General features: G+C 74.5%; 15 protein-coding genes and 1 riboswitch. Of the genes, 7 read left to right on the top strand and 8 right to left on the bottom strand.

The features are described from left to right. Positions 1–12 precede the first annotated feature (12 nt). The 3 genes from AC5L3Z_RS00075 (at position 13) to AC5L3Z_RS00065 (ending at position 3,962) form a co-directional block, all read left to right on the top strand. The gene (locus AC5L3Z_RS00075; RefSeq protein ID WP_494838573.1) at positions 13–2,619 is read left to right on the top strand and encodes a S8 family serine peptidase; all 2,607 of its coding nucleotides are present in this window, start codon (positions 13–15) and stop codon (positions 2,617–2,619) included. A 79-nt stretch (positions 2,620–2,698) separates the two neighbouring features. After that, entirely contained in the window at positions 2,699–3,619 is a 921-nt protein-coding gene (locus AC5L3Z_RS00070; RefSeq protein ID WP_494838571.1) for a GNAT family N-acetyltransferase, read from the top strand. A 97-nt stretch (positions 3,620–3,716) separates the two neighbouring features. Beyond that, positions 3,717–3,962, top strand: coding sequence for a hypothetical protein (locus tag AC5L3Z_RS00065; RefSeq protein ID WP_334520923.1), 246 nt, complete (start codon positions 3,717–3,719; stop codon positions 3,960–3,962). A 55-nt stretch (positions 3,963–4,017) separates the two neighbouring features. Here AC5L3Z_RS00065 and groL read toward each other — a convergent pair whose 3' ends face one another. The 3 genes from groL to AC5L3Z_RS00050 form a co-directional block, all read right to left on the bottom strand. Beyond that, on the bottom strand, positions 4,018–5,640 hold the full coding sequence (gene groL / locus AC5L3Z_RS00060; RefSeq protein WP_334520926.1) for a chaperonin GroEL: 1,623 nt from the start codon (positions 5,638–5,640) through the stop codon (positions 4,018–4,020). 273 nt (positions 5,641–5,913) lie between these two features. Beyond that, on the bottom strand, positions 5,914–7,089 hold the full coding sequence (locus AC5L3Z_RS00055; RefSeq protein WP_494838569.1) for a hypothetical protein: 1,176 nt from the start codon (positions 7,087–7,089) through the stop codon (positions 5,914–5,916). Between the two features lie 84 nt (positions 7,090–7,173). Continuing rightward, the gene (locus AC5L3Z_RS00050; protein ID WP_067305333.1) at positions 7,174–7,377 is read right to left on the bottom strand and encodes a cold-shock protein; all 204 of its coding nucleotides are present in this window, start codon (positions 7,375–7,377) and stop codon (positions 7,174–7,176) included. A gap of 224 nt (positions 7,378–7,601) precedes the next feature. On the opposite strand from AC5L3Z_RS00050, the gene AC5L3Z_RS00045 reads away from it, so the two are divergent. Next, complete coding sequence (locus AC5L3Z_RS00045; protein WP_494838568.1) at positions 7,602–8,132, top strand: GNAT family N-acetyltransferase; 531 nt, start codon at positions 7,602–7,604, stop codon at positions 8,130–8,132. A gap of 90 nt (positions 8,133–8,222) precedes the next feature. Here the strand turns inward: AC5L3Z_RS00045 and paaN are convergent, their stop codons facing one another. After that, complete coding sequence (gene paaN, locus AC5L3Z_RS00040; protein WP_494838566.1) at positions 8,223–9,893, bottom strand: phenylacetic acid degradation protein PaaN; 1,671 nt, start codon at positions 9,891–9,893, stop codon at positions 8,223–8,225. 152 nt (positions 9,894–10,045) lie between these two features. Between paaN and AC5L3Z_RS00035 the strand changes: the two genes are divergently transcribed. Further along, positions 10,046–12,247 (top strand): hypothetical protein, encoded by a 2,202-nt coding sequence (locus tag AC5L3Z_RS00035; protein WP_494838564.1) that lies wholly within the window; start codon positions 10,046–10,048, stop codon positions 12,245–12,247. 6 nt (positions 12,248–12,253) lie between these two features. Here the strand turns inward: AC5L3Z_RS00035 and AC5L3Z_RS00030 are convergent, their stop codons facing one another. From AC5L3Z_RS00030 to AC5L3Z_RS00015, 4 genes are all read right to left on the bottom strand, one after another. Beyond that, positions 12,254–13,273 carry a GNAT family N-acetyltransferase gene (locus AC5L3Z_RS00030; RefSeq protein WP_494838562.1) on the bottom strand — a complete coding sequence of 340 codons (1,020 nt, stop codon included), beginning with the start codon at positions 13,271–13,273 and terminating at the stop codon, positions 12,254–12,256. Positions 13,274–13,683: 410 nt separating this feature from the next. Continuing rightward, positions 13,684–14,970, bottom strand: a complete 1,287-nt coding sequence (thrC, locus tag AC5L3Z_RS00025; RefSeq protein ID WP_494839554.1) for a threonine synthase — start codon at positions 14,968–14,970, stop codon at positions 13,684–13,686. Between the two features lie 11 nt (positions 14,971–14,981). After that, positions 14,982–15,117: riboswitch (SAM riboswitch) on the bottom strand. 115 nt (positions 15,118–15,232) lie between these two features. Beyond that, positions 15,233–16,177: an ABC transporter permease gene (locus AC5L3Z_RS00020; RefSeq protein WP_494838561.1), complete on the bottom strand. Its 945-nt coding sequence runs from the start codon at positions 16,175–16,177 to the stop codon at positions 15,233–15,235. Then, on the bottom strand, positions 16,177–19,041 hold the full coding sequence (locus AC5L3Z_RS00015) for an alpha/beta fold hydrolase (protein ID WP_494838559.1): 2,865 nt from the start codon (positions 19,039–19,041) through the stop codon (positions 16,177–16,179). Before AC5L3Z_RS00015 ends, AC5L3Z_RS00020 begins: the two co-directional genes overlap by 1 nt. A gap of 375 nt (positions 19,042–19,416) precedes the next feature. Here AC5L3Z_RS00015 and AC5L3Z_RS00010 point away from each other — a divergent pair, with 375 nt between their 5' ends. Further along, the gene (locus AC5L3Z_RS00010; RefSeq protein ID WP_494838557.1) at positions 19,417–20,628 is read left to right on the top strand and encodes a hypothetical protein; all 1,212 of its coding nucleotides are present in this window, start codon (positions 19,417–19,419) and stop codon (positions 20,626–20,628) included. Further along, positions 20,615–21,672: nitrate- and nitrite sensing domain-containing protein (locus tag AC5L3Z_RS00005; protein WP_494838556.1), on the top strand; the 1,058-nt coding region annotated here is incomplete at its 3' end. The genes AC5L3Z_RS00010 and AC5L3Z_RS00005, both read left to right, overlap by 14 nt.

The raw sequence follows: 21,672 nt of genomic DNA, 5'->3' as shown, positions 1-21,672 counted from the left end.
GAGAGTGCTGGGATGCAGGCCGAGCGCCCGGATCAGAACATCGGTCCCGAGCCACCCGTCCAGCACCCGTCCGGGCCCTGGCCCGTGGTGGCGGCCGTGCTGGCCGGGCTGTGGACCATCGGGGTCGTCGTGGTGGGCCAGCTCGGTGGCTGGGTGGCCGACCAGGTCCTGCTCGCGTCCGGGCTGGATCGGGAGGTCCGGCTCTGGCCGGTGGTCGGCCTGTCGGCCGTCCTGCTGGTCGGGGCGCCCGCCCTGGCGCTGGCCCTGCTGCCCCGCTCGACGGCGGTCCGGGCCACCGGCCGGGCCTGGCTGACGGGAGCGCTGCTGCTCGGCGCGCTGGGGCTGCTCCGGGCGATCCCGCTGGTGCACCACGAGGCGTACCTCTGTGCGCTCGCCATCACCGCCGCGCTCGCCGCGCTCCTGGTGACCCGTTTCGGCCACCGCCGCACGGTGGCCACCGCCTCCGCCGCCGGCCCGGTCCCGGCCGAACCCGACCCCGCCGCCGGCCCGGTCCCCGCCGGGCCCGACCCCGCCGCCGGCCCGGTCCCGGCCGCGCCCGACCGGGCCGGCGGTCGGTGGGCGGCCCGTCGGCCCGGCCCGGTCACCCTGCTCGGTGTGGCCGCCGGGCTGGCCCTGCTGCTGCCCTGGGCCTGGCTCGGGGCGCTCGGCGGGCTGCTGGAGACGCTCCTCGCGGCGCTGGCGGCCGCCGCGCTCGGCGGGCTGGCCGGGGCGCTGCTCGACGGGGCGTTCTGGTCGGCCTTCACCGTCGGCGGACGGCTCCGGCCGGCCCGCCTGGTGCTGGTCGGCGGGCTGGTGGCCGGGGTCGCGCTGCTGCTGCTCGGCGCCGGCGTCGGGCAGTCCGGCGCGCAGCTGCCCCTGCTGCTGACCCTGCCTCCCACGGGCTTCGCGCTCGCGGCCCTGCACGCGGCAGCCGCGCGGCCGGCCCGGGCGACCGCCCCGGACCGCCCCGCGGACGTCGGCGACCCGGTCCTCCTCCGGTCCGGCGCGTCGACCGGGCAGGCGGGTACCCGTTGGCTGGTCGGGCTCGGCGTGCTCGGGCCGCTGGCCTTCGCCGACCCGGAGGAGATCTCGGTCCTGCTGGCGAACACCCGCGACGTGCCGTTCTGGGTGGCGGTCGCCGCCGGCGCCGGGCTCGCGGTCGCGGTCCTGCTCGCCGTCGCGTACGGCGTCCTGCTCGCCCGCCCGCGCGGTGGCCCGCCCAGCCGGCGGGTCGCCGCCCCGGTCGCCGCCGCGCTGCTGGTCACGGTCGGGGTGGTCGCCGTCGGCCCGGGACAGCCCGGGCTGCACGGGGAGCGGCTGCTGGTGGTGCTCAACGAGCAGGCCGACCTCTCCGGCATCGCCACCGGGGCACCGGGCCGGGCCGGCCGGGACGCCCGGGCCGCCGAGGTGTACCGGCGGCTGGTCGCCACCGCCGAGCGGACCCAGCGCGACCTGCGCCGGGACCTGGGCCGGCTGGGCCTGGAACCGACCCCCTACTACCTGGTCAACGCGATCGAGACCGACGGCGGCCCGGCGGTGCGCGCCTGGCTCTCCGCCCGCCCCGAGGTGTCCCGGGTCCTGGTCAGCCAGCGGGCCCGCCCGCTGCCCGCCCCGGCGCCGCGCAGCACCGGCGACGTGGCGGGGCCCGCCGGCCCGGCCTGGAACATCCGGCTGCTCGGCGCGGACCGGGTCTGGTCCGAACTGGGGGTCACCGGCGAGGGCGTGGTGGTGGGCAGCTCCGACTCCGGGGTGGACGGGGGCCACCCGGCCCTCACCGGCGGCTTCCGGGGCGGCGACGACTCCTGGTACGACCCGTGGGACCGGACCCGCGCACCGAACGACACCGGCGGGCACGGCACCCACACGGTGGGCAGCGCGGTGGGGCGCGACGGCATCGGCGTGGCCCCCGGCGCCCGCTGGGTGGGCTGCGTCAACCTGGACCGGAACCTGGGCAACCCGGCGCACTACCTGGACTGCCTCCAGTTCATGCTGGCGCCGTTCCCGGCCGGCGGCGACCCGTTCACCGACGGCCGGCCCGCCCGCGCGCCGGACGTCCTGACCAACTCCTGGGGCTGCCCGGCCGTCGAGGGGTGCGACCCCGGGGCGCTGCGCCCGGCGACCGCCGCGCTGGACGCCGCCGGCATCCTGGTGGTCGCCGCCGCCGGCAACACCGGCCCGCACTGCGGTTCGATCGCCGACCCGCCGGCGCCGTACCCCGACGTGCTGACCGTCGGCGCGGTGGACCGGAACCGGCGGGTGGCGCTCTTCTCCAGCCGGGGCCCGGCGGCCGGCGGCGCGGCCAAACCGGACGTGGTCGCCCCGGGCGCCGGGGTGCTCTCGGCGATGCCGGGCGGCGGCTACGCCACGCTGGACGGCACGTCGATGGCGACGCCGCAGGTGGCGGGCGTGGTGGCGCTGATGTGGTCGGCGAACCCGGCACTGGTGGGCGACCTGGAGCGGACCCGGCGCATCCTGCGGGAGACGGCGCGGCCGGTGCAGCCGAGCCACCGCTCGGACGACCCGGCCGACACCTGCGGCGGGGACCCGGCGATCACCGGCGCCGGCCTGGTCGACGCGTACGCGGCCGTGCGGGCGGCGCGAGCAGCGACCCCGTCCTGACACCTCCGGCGGAGGGGGCCCGGGGTACGCCGGGGCCGGTGGGTGCCGGGAGCGGGACCGATGCCCTAGGGTCGCGACCATGGACGCGAAGATCACCGAGCTCACCCTGGACCGGGCGCCGGACGCCGTCGCACTGTGCCGGCGCGCGCTGGACCTTCCCGAGGACGCCGCCGAGGCGGACGCCCTGGTGGACGCCCTCTGGATCCGGGCCGGCGCGGGCCGGACCGTGGTGGCGCTGGGGTCGTACGTCGGCGACGAACTGGTCGGGGTGCTGATCGGGTCGATCTCGGCCCAGGACCCGCGCCTCGGGCACGTGGACCTGTTGGCGGTCGAGCCGAACCGACGCCGCCGCGGCGCCGGGCGGGCCCTGGTGGCCGAGGCCGAGCGGCGGCTGGCCGGGCTCGGCGCGGCCGAGGTGCTGCTCGCCGGCAACCCGCCCTGGTACGCCTGGCCCGGCATCGACGTGCGCTACACCCCGGCGGTCTGTCTCGCGCTGGCGCTCGGCTACCGGCAGGACCGGACGGCGTGGAACATGACCGCCGACCTGTCGTACGACGGATCGCCGGCGCTGCGCACGACGGAGCCGGCGGAGCGGCGGCTGGCCGGCCAGGGGGTGGTGGTGCGCGCGGCGGAGCCGGCGGATCTGCCCGCGCTGGCGGCGTTCGCCCGGTCCACCTTCGGCGGCGCCTGGGACGGCGAGCTGGCCGGCTCGGTCGGCCGCGACGGCGCCGGCTGCCACCTCGCGGAGCGGGACGGGGAGATCCTCGGGTTCGCCGCCTGGGGGTCGTCCCGGCCGAGCTGGTTCGGGCCGATGGGCACCGCCCCGGCGGCGGAGGGTAGCGGGATCGGTGGGGTGCTGCTGCGTCGCTGCCTGCGCGACCAGCGGGCGGCCGGCGTGGACGCCGCGCAGATCGGCTGGGTGGGGCCGGTGCCGTTCTACTCCGGGAGTGCGGGTGCGCGCATCGAGCGGGTGTTCTTCCTCTACCGTCGGACGCTGTGAGCGATCGACAACAGGGCGAATAGGATATAGACCCCGATAACGTCTTTCGCCCCCGTGGATGATCGACGCCCCCTACCGTTTCGGTAGAGGAGGGGCCATGACCACGGACGACGAACAGACCGACGACGTGCCACCGGCCAGGTGGACGCCGGTCGGCGATCCGCCCACCCCGCTGCCGTTCGACCGGCGGGACTACGGCGACGCCGAGCAGTTGGCCGAGATGGCCGGGCTCGACGACCCGGACGCCGACGAACCGCGGGTGGTGGTGGACGAGCCGGTGGCGGTCCTGCCCCCGTACGACCGCGCGCAGAAGAGGCGCAACCAGCGCCCCCTGCCCCGATAGACGGAACGGGGCGGACCGCTCGCGCGGCCCGCCCCGTCCGGTGTTGGAGCTGGACTCAGAAGTCCATGTCCCCGCCACCCGGACCAGCCGGGGCGGCCGGGGTCTTCTCCGGCTTGTCCGCCACGACGGCCTCGGTGGTGAGGAAGAGCGCCGCGATCGACGAGGCGTTCTGCAGCGCCGACCGGGTCACCTTGGCCGGGTCGATGATGCCCGCGGCCAGCAGGTCCACGTACTCACCGGTGGCGGCGTTCAGGCCGTGACCGGCGTCGAGGTTGCGAACCCGCTCGACGACGACGCCACCCTCCAGGCCGGCGTTGACGGCGATCTGCCGCAGCGGGGCGTCCAGCGCGATCTTGACGATCTGCGCGCCGGTCGCCTCGTCGCCGACCAGGTCCAGCTTGTCGAAGGCGGTCTTGCCGGCCTGCACCAGCGCGACGCCACCACCCGGGACGATGCCCTCCTCGACGGCGGCCTTCGCGTTGCGGACGGCGTCCTCGATGCGGTGCTTGCGCTCCTTGAGCTCGACCTCGGTGGCCGCGCCGACCTTGATCACCGCAACGCCGCCGGCCAGCTTGGCCAGCCGCTCCTGCAGCTTCTCCCGGTCGTAGTCGGAGTCGCTCTTCTCGATCTCGGCCCGGATCTGGTTGACCCGGCCCTGGATCTGGTCGGCGTCGCCGGCACCGTCGACGATGGTGGTCTCGTCCTTGGTGACCACGACCTTGCGGGCGCGGCCCAGCATGTCGACGCCGACGGCGTCGAGCTTGAGGCCGACCTCCTCGCTGATGACCTGGCCACCGGTGAGGATGGCGATGTCGGTCAGCATGGCCTTGCGGCGGTCACCGAAGCCCGGCGCCTTGACGGCGACCGACTTGAAGGTGCCCCGGACCTTGTTGACCACCAGGGTGGCCAGGGCCTCGCCCTCGAGGTCCTCGGCGATGATCAGCAGCGGCTTGCCGCCCTGCATGACCTTCTCCAGGATCGGGAGCAGGTCCTTCACCGACGAGATCTTGCTGTTGACGATCAGGATGTACGGGTCGTCGAAGACGGCCTCCATACGCTCCGGGTCGGTCATGAAGTACGCCGAGATGTAGCCCTTGTCGAAGCGCATACCCTCGGTGAGCTCCAGCTCCAGCCCGAAGGTGTTGCTCTCCTCGACGGTGATGACGCCTTCCTTGCCGACCTTGTCCATCGCCTCGGCGATGATCTCGCCGACGGTGTTGTCACCGGCGGAGATGGAGGCGGTGGAGGCGATCTGCTCCTTGGTCTCGACGTCCTTGGCGAGCTTGGACAGCTCCTCCGAGACGCTGGCCACGGCGGCCTCGATGCCCCGCTTCAGGGCCATCGGGTTGGCGCCGGCGGCCACGTTGCGCAGGCCCTCACGGACCAGGGCCTGGGCCAGCACGGTCGCCGTCGTCGTGCCGTCACCGGCGACGTCGTCGGTCTTCTTGGCGACCTCCTTGACCAGCTCGGCGCCGATCTTCTCGTAGGGGTCCTCGAGCTCGATCTCCTTGGCGATGCTCACACCATCGTTGGTGATGGTGGGGGCACCCCACTTCTTCTCGAGCACGACGTTGCGGCCCTTGGGGCCGAGGGTCACCTTCACGGCGTCGGCGAGCTGGTTCATGCCCCGCTCGAGGCCGCGGCGCGCCTCTTCGTCGAACGCGATCATCTTGGCCATACGGCGTTGTCCTCCTGGACACTCACGGGCCACCCGAGTGTGTGTCCCGGATGGGCCGCCTGGTGTACGCACCTTGGGACGTCGCCACCTGGCGACGACGACGTCCTTCGGCCGGGCCGGATAGCCCGCGACGACCGGCCATGTGTCCCACCGGCGTCTCCAACGCCGCTGGAACCTTGGCCCCACCGTCCCGACCATTGGCACTCACGGTATGCGAGTGCCAATGACTTGTTTAGCACTCTCCCCTGCCGAGTGCAAGCACGGTCGGCCCGGTCAGCCGAGTTCCGCCGCCAGCCGGGCCGCGTTCACCGGCCCTTCGTGCGCCCGCTGCTCGGCGTACGACACCACCAGCCCGACGAGCTGCACCAGGTGAACGGGGACGACCAGGACCGCGCTCAGCACCACCACCAGGGACGCGCCCACCGCCGTGCCCGGCGAGGAGTACGGGTCGACGCCGAACGGCAGGGTGCCGACGGTCTCCACCACTCCTCCGACGAGGCTGCCGACCACGACCGCCACCGCGACCAGCGCCACCCGGCCGAGCACCATGCCGAGCCGGTCGTGGAAGAAGCGGAACGAGCGGCCGATCGGGTTCTGCCGCTCGAAGAGGTAGACCGGCCCGGCGAGGGCGAGCGCGAAGGCGAGGTAGATGCCGGGCAGCACGCAGAAGCAGACGCCGACGGTCACGATCAGGGTGATCAGCAGGGTCCAGCCCCACAGCCCGAGGGCCCGGCGCAGGCCGTACTTAAGGGCGCCGCCCAGGTCGGCCGGCTCGCCGGCCGCCTGCCGGGCCACCACCCAGGTGCCGCCGGCCCAGCCCACGCTCTGCGCGAGGCCGATGAACAGACCGGCGACCAGCACGGCGACCCCGAAGGTCACCAGGTCACCCAGGAAGCCGTCGGGCAGCGAACCGTCGGCGGGCAGCTCCTCCTGCGCCGGGCCGAGCCCGAGGCCGAGCAACGACAGCACCGCGGCGGGCACGGTCTGGGTGAGCAGCATCAGCGGCAGCAGGACCCGCCAGCCCCGGCGCAGCGCACCGGTGCAGCGCCGGAACCAGCCCTCGACACCGGCGTACGGCGGATTGACCAGCGGATCGTCGGAGTCACCGCCGGCCTGCCAGCCGTACGGCAGCTGCGCCCCGGAGGGCGGCGGGTAGCCCCCGTACGGCGGGTAGCCGGGCGGGAAACCCGCCGACGGGTCCGAACCGGGCGGGAAGCCGGCGGTGGGCGGGAAGCTGGTCGTCGGCGGCTGGGCCCAGCCCTGTGGTTGCCCGCCGGCCGGGTCCCAGGCGCCGGGCGGCGTGGGCTGGCCCGGCCAACCGGGCGCGCCCGGCACGGCCTGACCCGGGACGGGCGGATCGGCCGGCGCGGCGGGCTCCGGCGAGCCGCTCGACGCGGGCGGACCCGACGATGCGGGGTCGAACGGCTCCGATGGGGACCGGTCGGACATGAACCCTCCTCAGTGACGCCTGGGACGGCCCATGATCTTCCCTGTTGTCCAGTCGCCCCGCAGCCCCACCCGGGCGGGGGCGGGTCAGGCGATGACGCGGACCCGCTCGGCCTGCGGACCCTTCTGGCCCTGGGCGATCTCGAACTCCACCCGCTGCCCGTCGTCGAGCGCCTTGTAGCCGTCCATCTCGATGGCGGAGAAGTGGACGAAGACGTCCTGGCCGCCGTCGACGGCGATGAAGCCGTAGCCCTTTTCGGAGTTGAACCACTTCACGGTGCCCTGTGCCACGGTGCACTTCCTCACTCTGCGCGGCGTTCCACGACCCCGGAGCCGGCCGCAGGCCGGCACCCGGAGGACCACCGTCCGGCGATCGGTGCCGACCGCTGAATCAGTGACCGAAATCGCACGCTACACGAGGCGTGACGACGGCGCACGACCACAAATCGGGCATATTCCGACGCTCCGGCGGAGCTGCACCCATCGCCCGGCGTCACTGCGGTATGCATGCGGTCATGAACTCTGCCCCGGCCCCACCGGACGCCCGAACGGCCACCGTCCGTCGGGTCCGCCGCCAGGACGCGGCCCGGATGCGGGCCCTCCGGCTGGAGATGCTGGCGGACGCCCCGCTGGCCTTCCTGGAGACGGTGGCGCAGGCGGCCGCGCTGCCGCACGCCGACTACGCGGCCCGGGTCGCCCAGGTCTCGACCGGCTGCCGGAACGCCCAGTTCATCGCGGACCCGGGCGGCCGGCTGGCCGGGTCCGCGGGTGGGATCGCCGCCCCGGACGAGCCCGGCCTGACCGTGGTCTACGCCGTCTACGTGACGCCGGCCTGGCGCGGCAGCGGCCTGCTCCGCGCCCTGATCGACGGGGTGGCGGCCTGGTCGCGGGAGTGCGGCCGGCCCGAGCTGATGCTGGAGGTGGTGGTCGGCAACGACCGGGCCTACCGGGCGTACCAGCGGCTCGGTTTCACCGACACCGGGGTACGCGTCCCGCACCCCACCGTCCCGGCGCTCCGCGAACTCCAGATGCGCCGGCCCGCCTGAGCGAGCGTGACACCTCAGCGGCACGTCGATGCCCCTGAGGTGTCACGCTTCGTCAGAGATCCGCCTTTCGACGCCGGCCCTCCGCCGTCCTCAGACGTGGCGGCGGCTCTGGACGACGCGGAACCGGTTCGCCACGTACGCGCCGTCGGTGAGGGCGGCGTTCGCGGCCGGGTTGGCGCCGCTGCCGTGGAAGTCCGAGAACGCGGCCGACTGGTTCACGAAGACCCCGCCGGTCAGGTTGCAGGACAGGTGCACCCCGACGTCGACCGCGGCGGCCTCGGCGGCGTCCAGGACCGCCTCGTCGGTCGAGTAGACGGCTGCGGTCAGCGCACCCTTCTCCCCCACCGTCGTCCGCATGATCTCCAGGCTGTGGGCGGTGGAGTCGGTGGCGATGGCGAACGAGATCGGCCCGAACCACTCCCTGCCGTAGGTCGCGGTGTCGTCGGCGGCCAGCTTGACGATGGTCGGCGTCCGCACCACCGCGCCGGGCAGCGCCGGGTGCTCGACGGTACGGGACTCCAGCACCGGCTCGCCGACCTTGGTCACCTCGTCGAGCCGCTCCAGCACCCCGTCGTTGACGATCGCGCCGGTCAGCTCGACCCCGCGGGCCGGGTCGGCGGTGAGCTTGCCCACCGCGGCGGCGATCCCGCCGGCCACCTCGTCGAAGCTCTTGTGCCCCTGGTCGGTCTCGATGCCGCCCGCCGGGATGAGGATGTTCTGCGAGGTGGTGCACATCTGGCCGCTGTAGAGGGTCAGCGTGAAGCCGAGGTTGCGGCACATCCCGGCGAAGTCGTCGGTGGAGTCGACGACGACGGTGTTCAGGCCGGCCTTCTCGGTGTAGACGGCCGCCTGCCGGGCGTTCGCCTCCAGCCAGTCGCCGTACTCGGTGGAGCCGGTGAAGTCGACGATCTTGACGGCCGGGTGCAGGGCCAACGTCGAGGCGAGCTTCTCACCGGGGGCCTCGGGGGCGAGCAGCATCAGGTTCGGGTCGAAGCCGGCTTCGGCGAGCACCTCCCGGGCGTACCGCACGGTGATCGCCAGCGGCAGCACCGCGCGGGGGTGCGGCTTGACCACCACCGGGTTGCCGGTGACCAGCGAGGCGAAGAGCCCCGGGTACGAGTTCCAGGTCGGGAAGGTGTTGCAGCCGATCACCAGGGCCACACCGCGCGGCACCACGTGGAACGTCTTGGTCATCCGCAGCGGGTCGCCCTTGCCGGCGGCCTTCTCCCAGCCGGCCGTCCGCGGGTGCCGGGTCATCTCCGCGTACGCGTAGGCGAGCGCCTCCAGCGCGCGGTCCAGCGCGTGCGCGCCACCGGCCTGGAAGGCCATCACGAACGCCTGGCCGCTGGTGAACTGCACCGCGTTGGCCAGCTCGAAGATGTGCTTGTGCAGCCGGTCGAGGATCTCCAGGCAGACGCCCACCCGGACCTGCGGCCCGGCGTCGCGCCAGGCGGGCAGGGCGGCGGAGGCGGCGGCCACCAGCTCGTCGGCGCCGGCGTGCGGGTAGCGCACGTTCAGCTCCAGCCCGAACGGGCTGGTTTCGGTGGCGACCCGGTCGGCGCCCGGCTGGTCGAGGGGGAAGTCGCCGTTCAGGTACGCCTCGAAGGCGGCCTTCCCGTCGGCGGCGGCGGTCTCGCCGTACACCCGGGGGCTGGGTGACTCGGGATAGGCGGACCAGTACCCGCGCTCCGTGATCGCGGTCAGCGCACGGTTGAGGGTGTCGGCGTGCCTGTCGTACAGGGGATGCGGGGTCTCCGTCATGCCCGCCATCATGCCGCAGCACCGGCCGGGCCGGTAAGGGCCGCGACCCGGGGCGGCCCCCGCCGGGCTGTCCGGTGCCCGACGGGGACCGGCCGGGATTGGTCCCCGCAGCGGTGGGTAACCGCCGGGCTCCGGCCAGGAGAGGACGGCGGGTGGGAACCACCGAGATCCGGGTGCACGGGGTCGCCGAGAAGGGGCCGGAGGCGATCCTCGACCGGCCGGTGGTGACGCGGGTCGCCGGGGACGACGACGCCGGCTTCTACCGGTCCCGCCCCGGCTTCGGCGACCCGGCGGGCCCCGACGGCACGACGCTGGAGGCGTACCGGTGGAGCGGGCTGACCGGCGGCACCGCGCGCCGGACCTTCTCCCTGGTCCTGCTCCTGCCGTTCATGCTGAGCAACATCGCGGTCTGGACGTTGCCGGTGCCCGGCCGGGGCGGCGCCGCGGCGCGGGCGCTCTGCCGCCTGCTGGCCGCGACGATGACCGCGATGTACGTCCTCTCCACGGTCGGGCTGTGCCTGGACCTGATCGCCTGGCAGTGCGCGGCGTACCCGAGGTGCATGGAGGGGCGTCGGGAGATCTCCTGGCTGGGCGGCGTCCCGCCGGGTCAGCGCCTCGCCGTGCTGGCCGTGCTGCCGCTCATCGCGGTCGCGATGATCTGGCGGCTCGGCGCGCGGAGCCTGCAACTGCCGGAGGACGGCGTCGGCACGCCCGGGACGGGCGCGGACCGGCTCGACACACCGGACTTCTGGGACACCCGGGCGCTGCTGCGCCGGCTGCGCTCGGTGCACGTGGCGGTGGCGTTGGCCACCCTCGACGCCGCGCTGCTGCTGGTCCTCGCGCGGCGCGACGCCGCCCCGGTCGGCTGGCTGCTGCTCGCCGCGGACGCGCTCCTGCTCGTCGGCGCGCTCGCGCTGCTCTGCCGGCCGGCGATCGAGCGGCACAGCGAGGAGCGGCGGGGCCGGATCGCCACCGCGGGACTGCGGTGGACGGCCGCCGCGCTCACCGTGCTGACCCTGGGGTACGCGGCGGCGCCCCGGCCGCCCTGGTCGGCCGAGGGCGCCCTGCCCGGATACGGCGAGCTGGTGTCCGGGCTCTTCGTCGGGCAGTTGGTGCTGCTCGCGGTGCTGGGGCTCGTGGCCCTGGCGCAGCGCCGCGGCCTGCCGCGCCCGCGCACCCTGCTGACCGGAGTGGCGGCCCCGGTACTGACGTCGGTGGCGATCGGGCTGGCGGTGGCCTACTCGTCCGCGTTGACCTACGGCCTCGCCGAGTACCTGGACCGGGGCCACAGCCCGACGCCGGCGCGGGCGCTGCCGCCCGGCGCGCCACCGCTGGCGCCGCCGATCGCCTACCGCTGGGCCACCCTCGGCTTCACCCTGGCGGTGATCACGGTAATCGTGACCGCGCTGCTCGGCACCTGGGTCCGCCGGGCCCACCGCCGTCGGGCCGCCGAGAAGCTGGTCCGCCGGGACTTCCCGGAGGCGTCCCGGGTGCCGCCGGAGCGGGTCCGGGCCGTCCGCGACGCGATCGTCCTGGCCCAGCTGACCAACCGGGTCGGGCCCCTGCTGCCCGCCGCGTACGCGGTGCTGGCGGCGCTCACCCTGACCGCGGCCGGGCTGTCGATCGTCGACCTGGGTCCGGGGTCCGTCGCCCTCCTGTTGGGTGGGCTGCCGCTGGCCCGGCCGGTGGTCTTCGTGACCGACCTGGGCGCCCTGCTGATCGGCCTGTTCGTCCTCGGCCTGGCCGGGGCGGGGCTGGTCGCCTACCGGTCCGGCGTGATGCGGCTGGTCGGCGTGCTGTGGGAACTGGCCACCTTCTGGCCGCGCGCCGCGCACCCCCTCGCCCCACCCTGCTACTCGGAGCGGGCGGTGCCGGAACTCACCCGCCGGATCGGACAGCTCACGGCAGACGGGAACACCGTGGTGCTCTCCGGGCAGAGCCACGGCAGCGTGCTGCTCGCGGTGACGGTGCTGCAACTGCCGGATCGCTGCCGGCGGCGGGTCGCGCTGCTCACCTACGCCGCACCGCTGGGCAACCGGTACCGCGCGGTCTTCCCCGGATACGTCGACGGCGCGCTGCTGCGCCAGCTGGGTGACGGGCTGTCCTGGCGGTGGATCAACCTCTGGCGGTACACCGACCCGGTCGGCGGGCGGATCTTCCTCCCGGACGAGTTCGACGGCCCCGACGACCCGGCGGCCCGGGTGGACCGCTGGGTACGCGACCCGAAGAGCCTGCTCATCGCGCCCACCGACACCGTGCCGCCGCCGGTGCAGGGGCACCGGTTCACCCCGGACGAGGACATTCACGCCGCAGTCCGGGAGCTGGTCCGCCGGTTCGACGAGCCGGACGGGTGACCGCGGTCAGAGGGTGAGCTGCCAGTCGGTCCAAGCGTCCACCGGGCGGAAGCCGAGCCGCTCGTTGATCGCGATCATGTGGCTGTTGGCCGCCGCGTTGAAGGTGTCCACCACGCGGACCGCCGGCTCGTGGGCGATCAGGTGGGACAGGTTCTCGATCTTGGCGAGCAGGCCGAGCCGGTGGCCCCGGTGGGCCGGGTCGACGATGGTGATCTGCTGGAACGCGTGCCAGTCGGCGGAGGGGCCCACGTCCAGCAGGGTCCAGGCGACCAGCCGGCCGGACGCCTCGTGGCGCACCCCCAGGTGGTAGCGGCGCCGGCCGCGGGCGTCCAGCGCCCGCTCGGTGCCCCGGACCCGTTCGGCGTCCACCCGCTCCGGCTCCCACTCCACGTCGCCGAGGGGGGCGTCGGTCATCAGCCGGCCGTCCAGGTAGGCGACGTCCGCGACGTACTCCGGCGGGGTCGCGCCCTGCCAGCGGACCGACCGGTAGCCCTCCGCCCGGCTCCGGGCCTCGGCCAGCACCGCCGCCAGCGCGTCGTGGTCCACGCCGGCGACGTCGAGCCGGCGGCGCACCTCCGCCAGCGCCGGTTGGGCACCGACCGCGGCGGCGAACGCGCCGCCCGCCGCCGACCGGGCCGGCCCGCCGGGCAGCGCGGCGACCGCCATCGCGAGCACCCGCTTGCGGCCGTGCTCCCGCAGCAGCCGGACCCCGTACTCGTGCAGCGCCCGGCCGACGCCCCGGCGCCGCAGCTCCGGATGGACCACCAGGTCGGCCGTGGCGTTGTCGGTGTTGTCCAACTGCGGCAGGTCCACGGCCAGGTAGCCGGCGGGCACGCCGTCCAGCCGGGCCAGCGCCCAGCGGGTGACGGTGCCGGGCATCGGCGTGTGGAAGAGCGCGTCGAAGCGCCGCCGGCAGAAGGGCGGATAGTCCGGCACGTCGGCGGCGCCGACCGCCGCGCCGATCCGGTACGCCTCGTCGACCGCAACCCGGTCGGCGCCGTCGAACGACGCGATGGTGATGCTCATCCGCCGAGGATGCCCGCCGAAATGGCGATCGGGCCAGCGAATTGTTCGCCGGCCCGATCGGACGTGGTCGGGAGGGTCACTCGCACAACGCCTCCGGCGTTGGGTCGCAAGAACTTCAAGAGTCTCCGGCGAAATGCCCTCCCGCACGGAGCATCTTGCGCCGTCCGGTTACTGGCGTCAAGTCCTTGTCGGCGGGTTTTCCGCACTCACAGCGAAAAGCCAGTTACCCGGCGGATCGCCCCGATCCCCCGTCCGGGCGATCCGTCCGAGCACTGCGGCGCCCTCCGCTCGCCGTTTGCGGCGTGTCGGGGTGTCCGGGCGGCGGGTGGCCGCGACACGCCGCAAACGGGGTCGATCAAGCGGGCCGACGGCCGACCCGACGGGCTGCCGGAGGGCGGCGGGGCAGGGAGTCAGGACAGGAGACCGGCGTCGCGGGCGGCGCGCAGGGAGGGCTTGATCCGGTGGGTCGGGCCGACCTGGCCGGCCACCGCGTCGATGGTCTTCAGGCCCTCGCCGGTGTTGAACACGACGGTCTCGGCGGCGGGGTCGAGTCGCCCCGCCTCGACCAGCTTGCGCAGCACCGCCACGGTCACCCCGCCGGCCGTCTCGGCGAAGACCCCGGTGGTACGGGCGAGCAGCCGGATGCCGTCGCGGATCTCGTCGTCGGTGACGTACTCCATCCAGCCGCCGGTCCGACGCACCGCCTCGAGGGCGTAGAGGCCGGCCGCCGGGTCGCCGATGTTGAGCGACTTGGCGATGCCGGTCGGCTTGACGGGGGTGATGACGTCGCTCTCGGCGTGCAGGGCGGTGGCGATCGGGTTGCAGCCGGCGGACTGCGCGCCGAAGACCTTCCAGCCGCCGGCCGGCGCCTCGACCAGGCCGATCTCGACCAGCTCGGAGAACGCCTTGTCGATCTTGGTGAGCAGCTCGCCGGAGGCCATCGGGACCACCACCTGGGCCGGGATGCGCCAGCCGAGCTGCTCGGCGACCTCGTAGCCCAGGGTCTTCGATCCCTCGGCGTAGTACGGCCGGACGTTCACGTTGACGAACGCGGTGTCCTCGAACTCGTCGGTCTCGACCAGTTCCCCGCAGAGCCGGTTCACGTCGTCGTACGAGCCGTCGATGGCGACCAGCTCGCCGCCGTAGACGGCGGTGGTGACCACCTTGCCCTGCTCCAGGTCACCGGGGATGAAGACCACCGAGGGCACCCCGGCCCGGGCCGCGTGCGCGGCGACCGAGTTGGCCAGGTTGCCGGTGGAGGCGCAGGCGAAGCGGGTGAAGCCGAGCGCCCGGGCGGCGGTCAGCGCGACCGAGACCACCCGGTCCTTGAACGAGTGGGTCGGGTTGGCGCTGTCGTCCTTGACCCAGAGCGGCGCGGTGATGCCCAGTTCGGCGGCGAGGTGCGGGGCGGCGACCAGCGGGGTCAGCCCGGGATCGAGGGTGACCCGGGTGGCCGGGTCCTGGCCGGCGGGGAGCAGGGCGGCGTACCGCCAGATGTTCTGCGGGCCGGCCTCGATCTGCTCGCGGGTGACGGCGGCCAGCGCGGCGGTGTCGTAGTCGACCTCGAGCGGCCCGAAACACTCGTGACAGGCGTGCTGGGCGGCGAGCGGGTAGCGGGCCGAACAGGCGCGGCAGACCAGGGCGCGGGCGGGGCCGGCGACGGTGTCGATGCCGGGAGCGGCGAGCGTCGACGTCATGTCGAGGAGTCCTCTCATCTTTCCCCACATCGCAGGGTGCGGCGGGGACGGAATTGGCACCTGCCCCGCCGGTGGCTCAGCGATGAGCGCGCGGGGTGGTTGCCGGGGCGTCGTCGGGCCGTATCCCTCAGCCCCTCTGGATGAGGTATGCAGTTGTGCCGCCGATTCTACGACCCGACGCGGGCGCCGCCACCCGCCTGTCCCACGCTGTGAACGCCCTCCGCCCGGCCGAAATCCGCACGAATTCCCGGAAGTCCTGCGGTCAGCTGGTGACGTCCTTGCGGGTGAAGCGCCAGAAGGCCAGCCCCCAGAAGAGCGTGGCGTAGCTGACCGCCGAGATCGCCCCGCGGACCACGTCGTCGGTCTGCACCGGCGTGGAGAGCAGCCCCAGCCAGGCCGTGCTGTAGTGGGTGGGCAGGAAGTCGCGCAGCGCGCCGAGCGCGGTGATCTGGTCCAGGATGCTGGAGAGGATCCAGAGCAGCACCGCGCCACCGACCGCGCCGAGCGCGGCGTCCGTCGTCACCGACAGCAGGAACGCCAGCCCGGCCACCACCAGGAGTACGACCGCCAGGTAGCCGAGCACCGCCAGCAGCCGCAGCAGCCCGTCGGTCGGCGCCAGCTCGGCGGCGACCTGGCTGCGCAGCGGCTCCCAGCCGTACCGGAGGGTGCCGGCGAGCAGGGCGGTGCCGGCCAGCAGCAGCAGGGCCAGCGCCGAGTACGCGAGCGCGACCAGCAGCTTCACCGTGAGCAGCCGGGCCCGGGGCACCGGCACGGCCAGCAGGTAACGCAGGCTGCCCCAGCTCGCCTCGCTGGCCACCGTGTCCCCGCAGAACAACGCGACGACCACGACCAGCAGGAACGACGCCGACACGAAGATCGAGAAGAGCGCGAAGTTGAGCCCGCCCGAGGTGGCCAGCTCGACCAGGCTGCCGAACTCGTTGCGCCCGTTGTCGTCGTCGTCACCCGAGTCGAACTGGAACGCGATCAGGATGATCAGCGGCAGCAGCACCATGAAGCCGAGCGCCAACTGGGTACGCCGCCGCGACGCCTGCCGGCGGAACTCCGCGGCGAACGGCAGGGTGGCCGACGGGCGGTAGCCCGCCGCCGCCCCACCCGGGCCGACCGCGGTCCCGGCGGCGGTCGACGTCCCGCCCGCTTCCGAGGCGCCCGTGCCACCCCCGGGTGAACCCACCGAAGAGCCCGTCATCACCGGTCCCCGCTTCCCCGAGAGTTCTCGCCCACCAGGGCGAGGAACGCGTCCTCCAGGCGGCGCCGCGGCACCACCCGGTCCACCCCGATGCCGGCCCGGACCAGCTCCGCCACCACCTCGCTGCGCGCGGTGCCGTTGGTGTCCACCACCAGCTGGCCGTCGTCGTCGGGCAGCACCCGCACCCCGTCGAGCCGGCCGAGCACGGCGCGCGCCGCCTCCGGGTCGGTCACGTCGAAGAGCACGCTCGGCGACTCGCCGACGATCTCCTCGACCGGGCCGGACGCGACGATCCGGCCCTTGTTGACCACCACCGCGTGGGTGCAGGTCTGCTCCACCTCGGCGAGCAGGTGGCTGGAGACCAGCACCGCCCGCCCGTCGGTGGCGTAGCGCTGGAGCACCCGGCGCATCTCGGCGATCTGCGGCGGGTCCAGCCCGTCGGTCGGCTCGTCGAGCACCAGCAGCTCGGGCAGGCCGAGCATCGCCTGGGCGATCGCGAGCCGCTGCTTCATGCCGTGGCTGTAGTTCCTGATCCGCCGGTGCACCGAGTCGCCCAGGCCGGCGATCTCCAGCGCCTCGGCGAAGTGCGCGTCGGCCTCCGGCCGGCCGGTCGCCCGCCAGTACGCCTTCAGGTTCTCCAGGCCGGAGAGGTGCGGCAGGAAGCCCGGCCCCTCGACCAGCGCGCCGATCCGGGACAGCACCGGGGAACCGGGCACCAGCCGGTGTCCGAAGACGTAGATCTCACCGGCGGTCGGTTGGGTCAGCCCCATCAGCACCCGCAGGGTGGTGGTCTTGCCGGCCCCGTTCGGGCCGAGCAGGCCGACCACCTGACCGGGATGCACCTCGAAGTCCACCTGGGACACGGCGACGAAGCCGTCGGCGTACTCCTTGCGGAGCCGGCGGACGGCGAGCGGGATGCCCGCGTACTCCGGGTGGACGGAGCTGTCCTGGCGGCGGTGGCGGCGGCGGGCGACGGCGACGACCACGACGAGCCCGACCGCGATGGCGGCGAGCAGCCCGACCAGGATCCAGCGCCACGCGGTGGCGGTGGTCGGGATCGGCTCGGCGTCGACCGTCGGCAGGCTCACCGGGCCGTCGCCGGCGGCGACGACGTGCACGGCCGGCTCGGCCGGCGTGGCGTACGCCTGGTCGGAGGTGGCCACCACGACCCGCAGCCGGTGCCCGGCCTCGATCCGGCGGACGATCGCCGGCAGGGTGACGGTCACCGGTCGGGCCGCGTCGATGGTCGCCGGCAGGCCGGTGAGCCGGACCGGGGCGACCAGGCCGTCGGGGAGCGTCGCGGCGCCGGTCGGGTCGACGTCGTAGAGCTTGACGAAGAGCACCGCCTCACCGGTCGGCGACGCGGCCCGGATCGGTACGGTCGGCGCGCCCACCACGTCCACCGCCTCGGCCAGCGGCGCCGACTCGAAGCGGGCGTGCTGGCCGGGGATGTCCCCGGCCACGCTGTCGAGCAGCGACCCGAGCGCGCCGGCGAACGGCACCGACGAGATCGGGGCCGGGTTGCCGGCGGGCGGGTTGGCTACCGGCTGGGCCGGGCCGGTCACCCGGACCTCGCGGCGGGCGTCCCCGGCCACGCCGGTGTAGTCGGTGGTGCGGTAGCCGGTGGCGACCAGGCCCCGGTCGAGGGCGTCGAAACCGGCGATCCGGGAGAAGGTGAAGTCGTCGCCCGGCGCCTCGCCCCCGCCCTTGACGTAGTGGTCGAGCCACTGCGCGGTGAGGAAGTCGACGCGGTCCGAGTCGCTCTGCGGCCCGGCGCCGCCGTCGTGGCCTCCGGTGAACCAGGCGACCCGCACCGGCGTGCCGGCGGCGGCGATGCCCCGCGCGTTGGCGTCGGCCTCGGTGAGCGGGAAGAGGCTGTCCGCCTCCCCCTGCACCAGCAGGGTCGGCGCCTTGATCCGGTCGAGGACGCCGGCCGGGCTGGAGCGGCGCAGCCGGTCCACGGCGGCCTGGTCGGCCCGGCCGGTGCTGGCGATCCGCAGGTACGCGGCGCAGACGTCGGCGGCGAACCGGCCGCAGGACGGGTCCGCGGCCCCGGCGGGCGCGTACCCGGGGCCGGTGCCCGGCCCGGCACCCGGCGCCGGGCTGGCCGGGCCGGCCGACGCGGGCGCCCCCTGCGGCTGGGCGGACGGGACGCCGGAGATGCCGGCCGGGCCGGAGCCGGCGTTGCCGCCCCCGCCGAAGAAGATGCCGGCCCAGCCCTTCTTGAACACGCCCTCGGTGGCCGGTCGTCCGGTGCTCTCCGGCAGGAAGGAGCGGGCCAGGTCGTTCCAGGTGATCATCGGGACGATCGCGTCGACCCGCTGGTCCTGCGCGGCCAGCAGCAGGGCCAGGCCACCGCCGTAGGAGCCGCCGACCACGCCGACCCGGGGGTCACCGGCGGCGTCGGTGCGGATCTCCGGCCGGGCGGCGAGCCGGTCCAGCAGGCGTTGCGCGTCCCGGACCTCGTGGTCCGGGTCGTCGAGGTGGATCTGGCCGCCGCTGCGGCCGAAGCCGCGGGCCGTCCAGGCCAGCACCGCGTAGCCGCGGCTCACCAGGTCCTCTGCGTCGGAGCGGACCGAGTCCTTGGTGCCGCCGAAGCCGTGCGCCAGCAGCACCGCCGGCACCTTCCGGTCGGCCGAGGCGTCCTCGGGCAGCCAGAGCGTGGTGTCCAGGTCGACCGGTTGGTCGCCGGTCGGTCCGGATCGGACGGTGACCATCGCGGACTCGGTCCGGAAGCCCGGCTGGTCGGGCCGGGCCGCCCAGATGACGGCGGCGACCAGCAGGACGGCGACCAGCGACGCGGTCACGATCCGGCGCGGGCCGGCCAGGAGGCGCCGGACGGCGGCCGACGACGGCGATCTCATGCGGGTCACGGTACGGCGTGGATCCTGTGTGTTGCCTGGGATCCTCCGTACGTCCGTCCGGTCGGTCCGATCGGTGCGCCGTGGCCGTCGACCGCAGTTCGTCCAGGCCATCGGCGACGAAACGACTTCGCATCACGTGAATTCCGATCTTCGGCCAATATCGCCTCCGATCCCTCCATCACGCGCAGCCTGCGGCACTTTGTGTGTCGACGAGGTCAACGCGGCGTGACATGGCTGGCAAAGACGCGAAACTCACCCGACAATGGCGGCTCCACCCCCATGCAGGTCAGCTAGTTTTCCGGTCCGGTGTACGGGACTCCACAGGCGACCCCCGACACCGGACACTTCCCCCGCCGTCGCCGGAGGAGAAAGACCATGGCAGTCCCCGCGCAGCGGGTCCGTCGACGGCCCTCCGCATCGGGCCGCGTGCTGCCGCTGCTGCTCGTCGTGGCGCTGCTCGCGCCGGTGGGGTTCCTGTTCGCGCAGACCCACCGGCTCACCGGCGACGACCGGGACTTGGCGGTGCGCGAGCGGCTCGGCGTCGAGTACCTGCGGGTCCTCGGCCCGGTCACGGAGGCCCTGGTCGACGCCCAGTCCGCCGCCGTCATCGGCCGGGCCCCGTCGCGCGAGGCGCTCGACCGGGCGGTGCAGGACGCCGCCCGGGTGGACGCCCGGATCGGCGACCAGCTGCGCAGCCGCGAACGGTGGGCCGGGCTGCGCGCCAAGCTGGAGGCGCTGCCCAACCGGACGCTCAACGACCCGGAGGCCGCCTACACCGCGTACGGGGAGGTCACCGACCTGCTGCTGGCCCTGCACCGCAAGGTGCGGGAGGCCTCCGGGCTGGTCCGCGACCCCCAGCAGGACTCCTTCTTCCTCCAGGACGGCATCGGCCGGGACCTGCCGACCGCCATGGTGGCCGCCGGCCGGCTCGCCGACCTGTCCGCGCTCGGCGCCGGCCGCCCGGCCAGCGAGCGGGCCCGCACCCAGGGCGAACTGGCCGAGCTGCGGGTCGCCGCGCTCGCCTCGGCCGGCGACCTGGTGGCCGACCTGCGCGCGGCGGTGGACAGCTCGGAGAGCACCGAACTCGGCCCGAACGTGCTCACCCCGCTCGACACCTATCAGCGCGCCGTCGAGGCGCTCGCCGCCTACTCGGCGCCGGCCGCCGCGGCGAAGACCGGGCTCAGCGACCCCGCGCAGGTCGCCGGCGCCCGGCTCAACGCGCAGTCCGCGGCCAAGCTGCTCCAGCCGGTCATCCTCGACCAGCTCGACTCGCTGCTGACCGAACGGATCGACTCCTACGACCGCGACCGCCGGCTGGCAGCCGGCGCCGCCGCGACCGCGGTGCTGCTCGTCCTGATCCTGATCGGCGTGCTGGTGGCCGCGTTCCGGCGGGCCCAGCGGCGCGCCGCCGAGGCCGCACGCGCCGCCGATCCGGACTCCGGCGCGCTGCCCGGGTCGAGCGGCTGGCAACCGCCCCGGCCGGCGGAGCGGGGCATGTCCCCCGAGGACCACCGGCTGCCCCAGCCGGTCGGCACGGGTCGGGACGCCGGCAGTGAACGCTGGGGGCCGTTCGATGCTGCTCGGTAGGCTCCGGATCCGGGGCAAGCTCGCCCTGCTGGTGGTCATCCCGTTGCTCAGCATGGTCGGGCTGGCCGTGCCGGTGGTGCTCGACCGGGTCGCCGCCGCCCAGCGGGCGGGCGACACCGCCGAGACGGTCCGGCTCGCCAGCCGGATCGGCAGCCTCGTCCAGGACCTCCAGCAGGAGCGCGTCCTCTCGGTGGGTCTGCTGCTCGGCCGGGTCGAGCCCACCGAGCTGATCCAGAAGTCGACGGCGGTGGACGACCGGATCGCCGACCTGCGGGCCGAGTTCGGCGCCGACCTGCCGCCCCGCGTCGCGACCGCCCTCGACGGGGTCGGCAAGCTCACCGACCTGCGCACCCTGGTGCTCGCCCGGGCGGCCACCCCGTCCCAGGTCATGGACCTGTACGGCCCGATCGACATGGCCCTGATCGACGCGCTGCGGCTGCCGTTCGAGGTGGACACCAGCACCTCCGCCGGACGCCAGGTGCTGGCGCTGGACGCGGTGATGCGGGCCGACGAGGGGCTGGGCGCCTGCGCCACCCTGATCGTCCTGGTGAAGGCGACCAGCGACCCGAGGGCCTCCGCCGCCTACATCGCCTGCATGGCCGCGCTCCAGGTGGACAACATCCGGTTCCGCAGCCTGGCCACCCCCGAGCAGTACCAGCTGGCCCTGCTGGACGACGCGGCGGTGGCCGCCCGGACCAGCCCGACGTTCCTCATCGACAGCGTCAAGGATCCGGTCGCCGCCATCGCGAACGTCCCGCTGGACGTGCTCTTCCCCTCGGTCCGCTCGATGATCACGCTCGGCCAGTTCGTGGAGAAGAAGGTCGTCGCGGACGTCATCGCGGAGACCAGCGCCAACAAGCGGTGGGCGCTCACCACGGCCTGGCTGGTCGGCGGGGCGGCCGCCCTGATCCTGCTGACCGTGCTGCTGCTCAGCTTCGCGGTGGCCCGTACGGTGGCCCGGCCGCTTACCCGGCTCACCCGCTCGGCCGACCGGGTCGCCCGGGTCGCCGAGGCCGAACTGGTCCGGGTCGCCGACGACGAGAC

It is taken from the genome of Micromonospora sp. LZ37, assembly GCF_059359015.1.
Note: the sequence above shows the minus strand (reverse complement) of the source record. Positions and strands in the feature narration are given on the sequence as shown.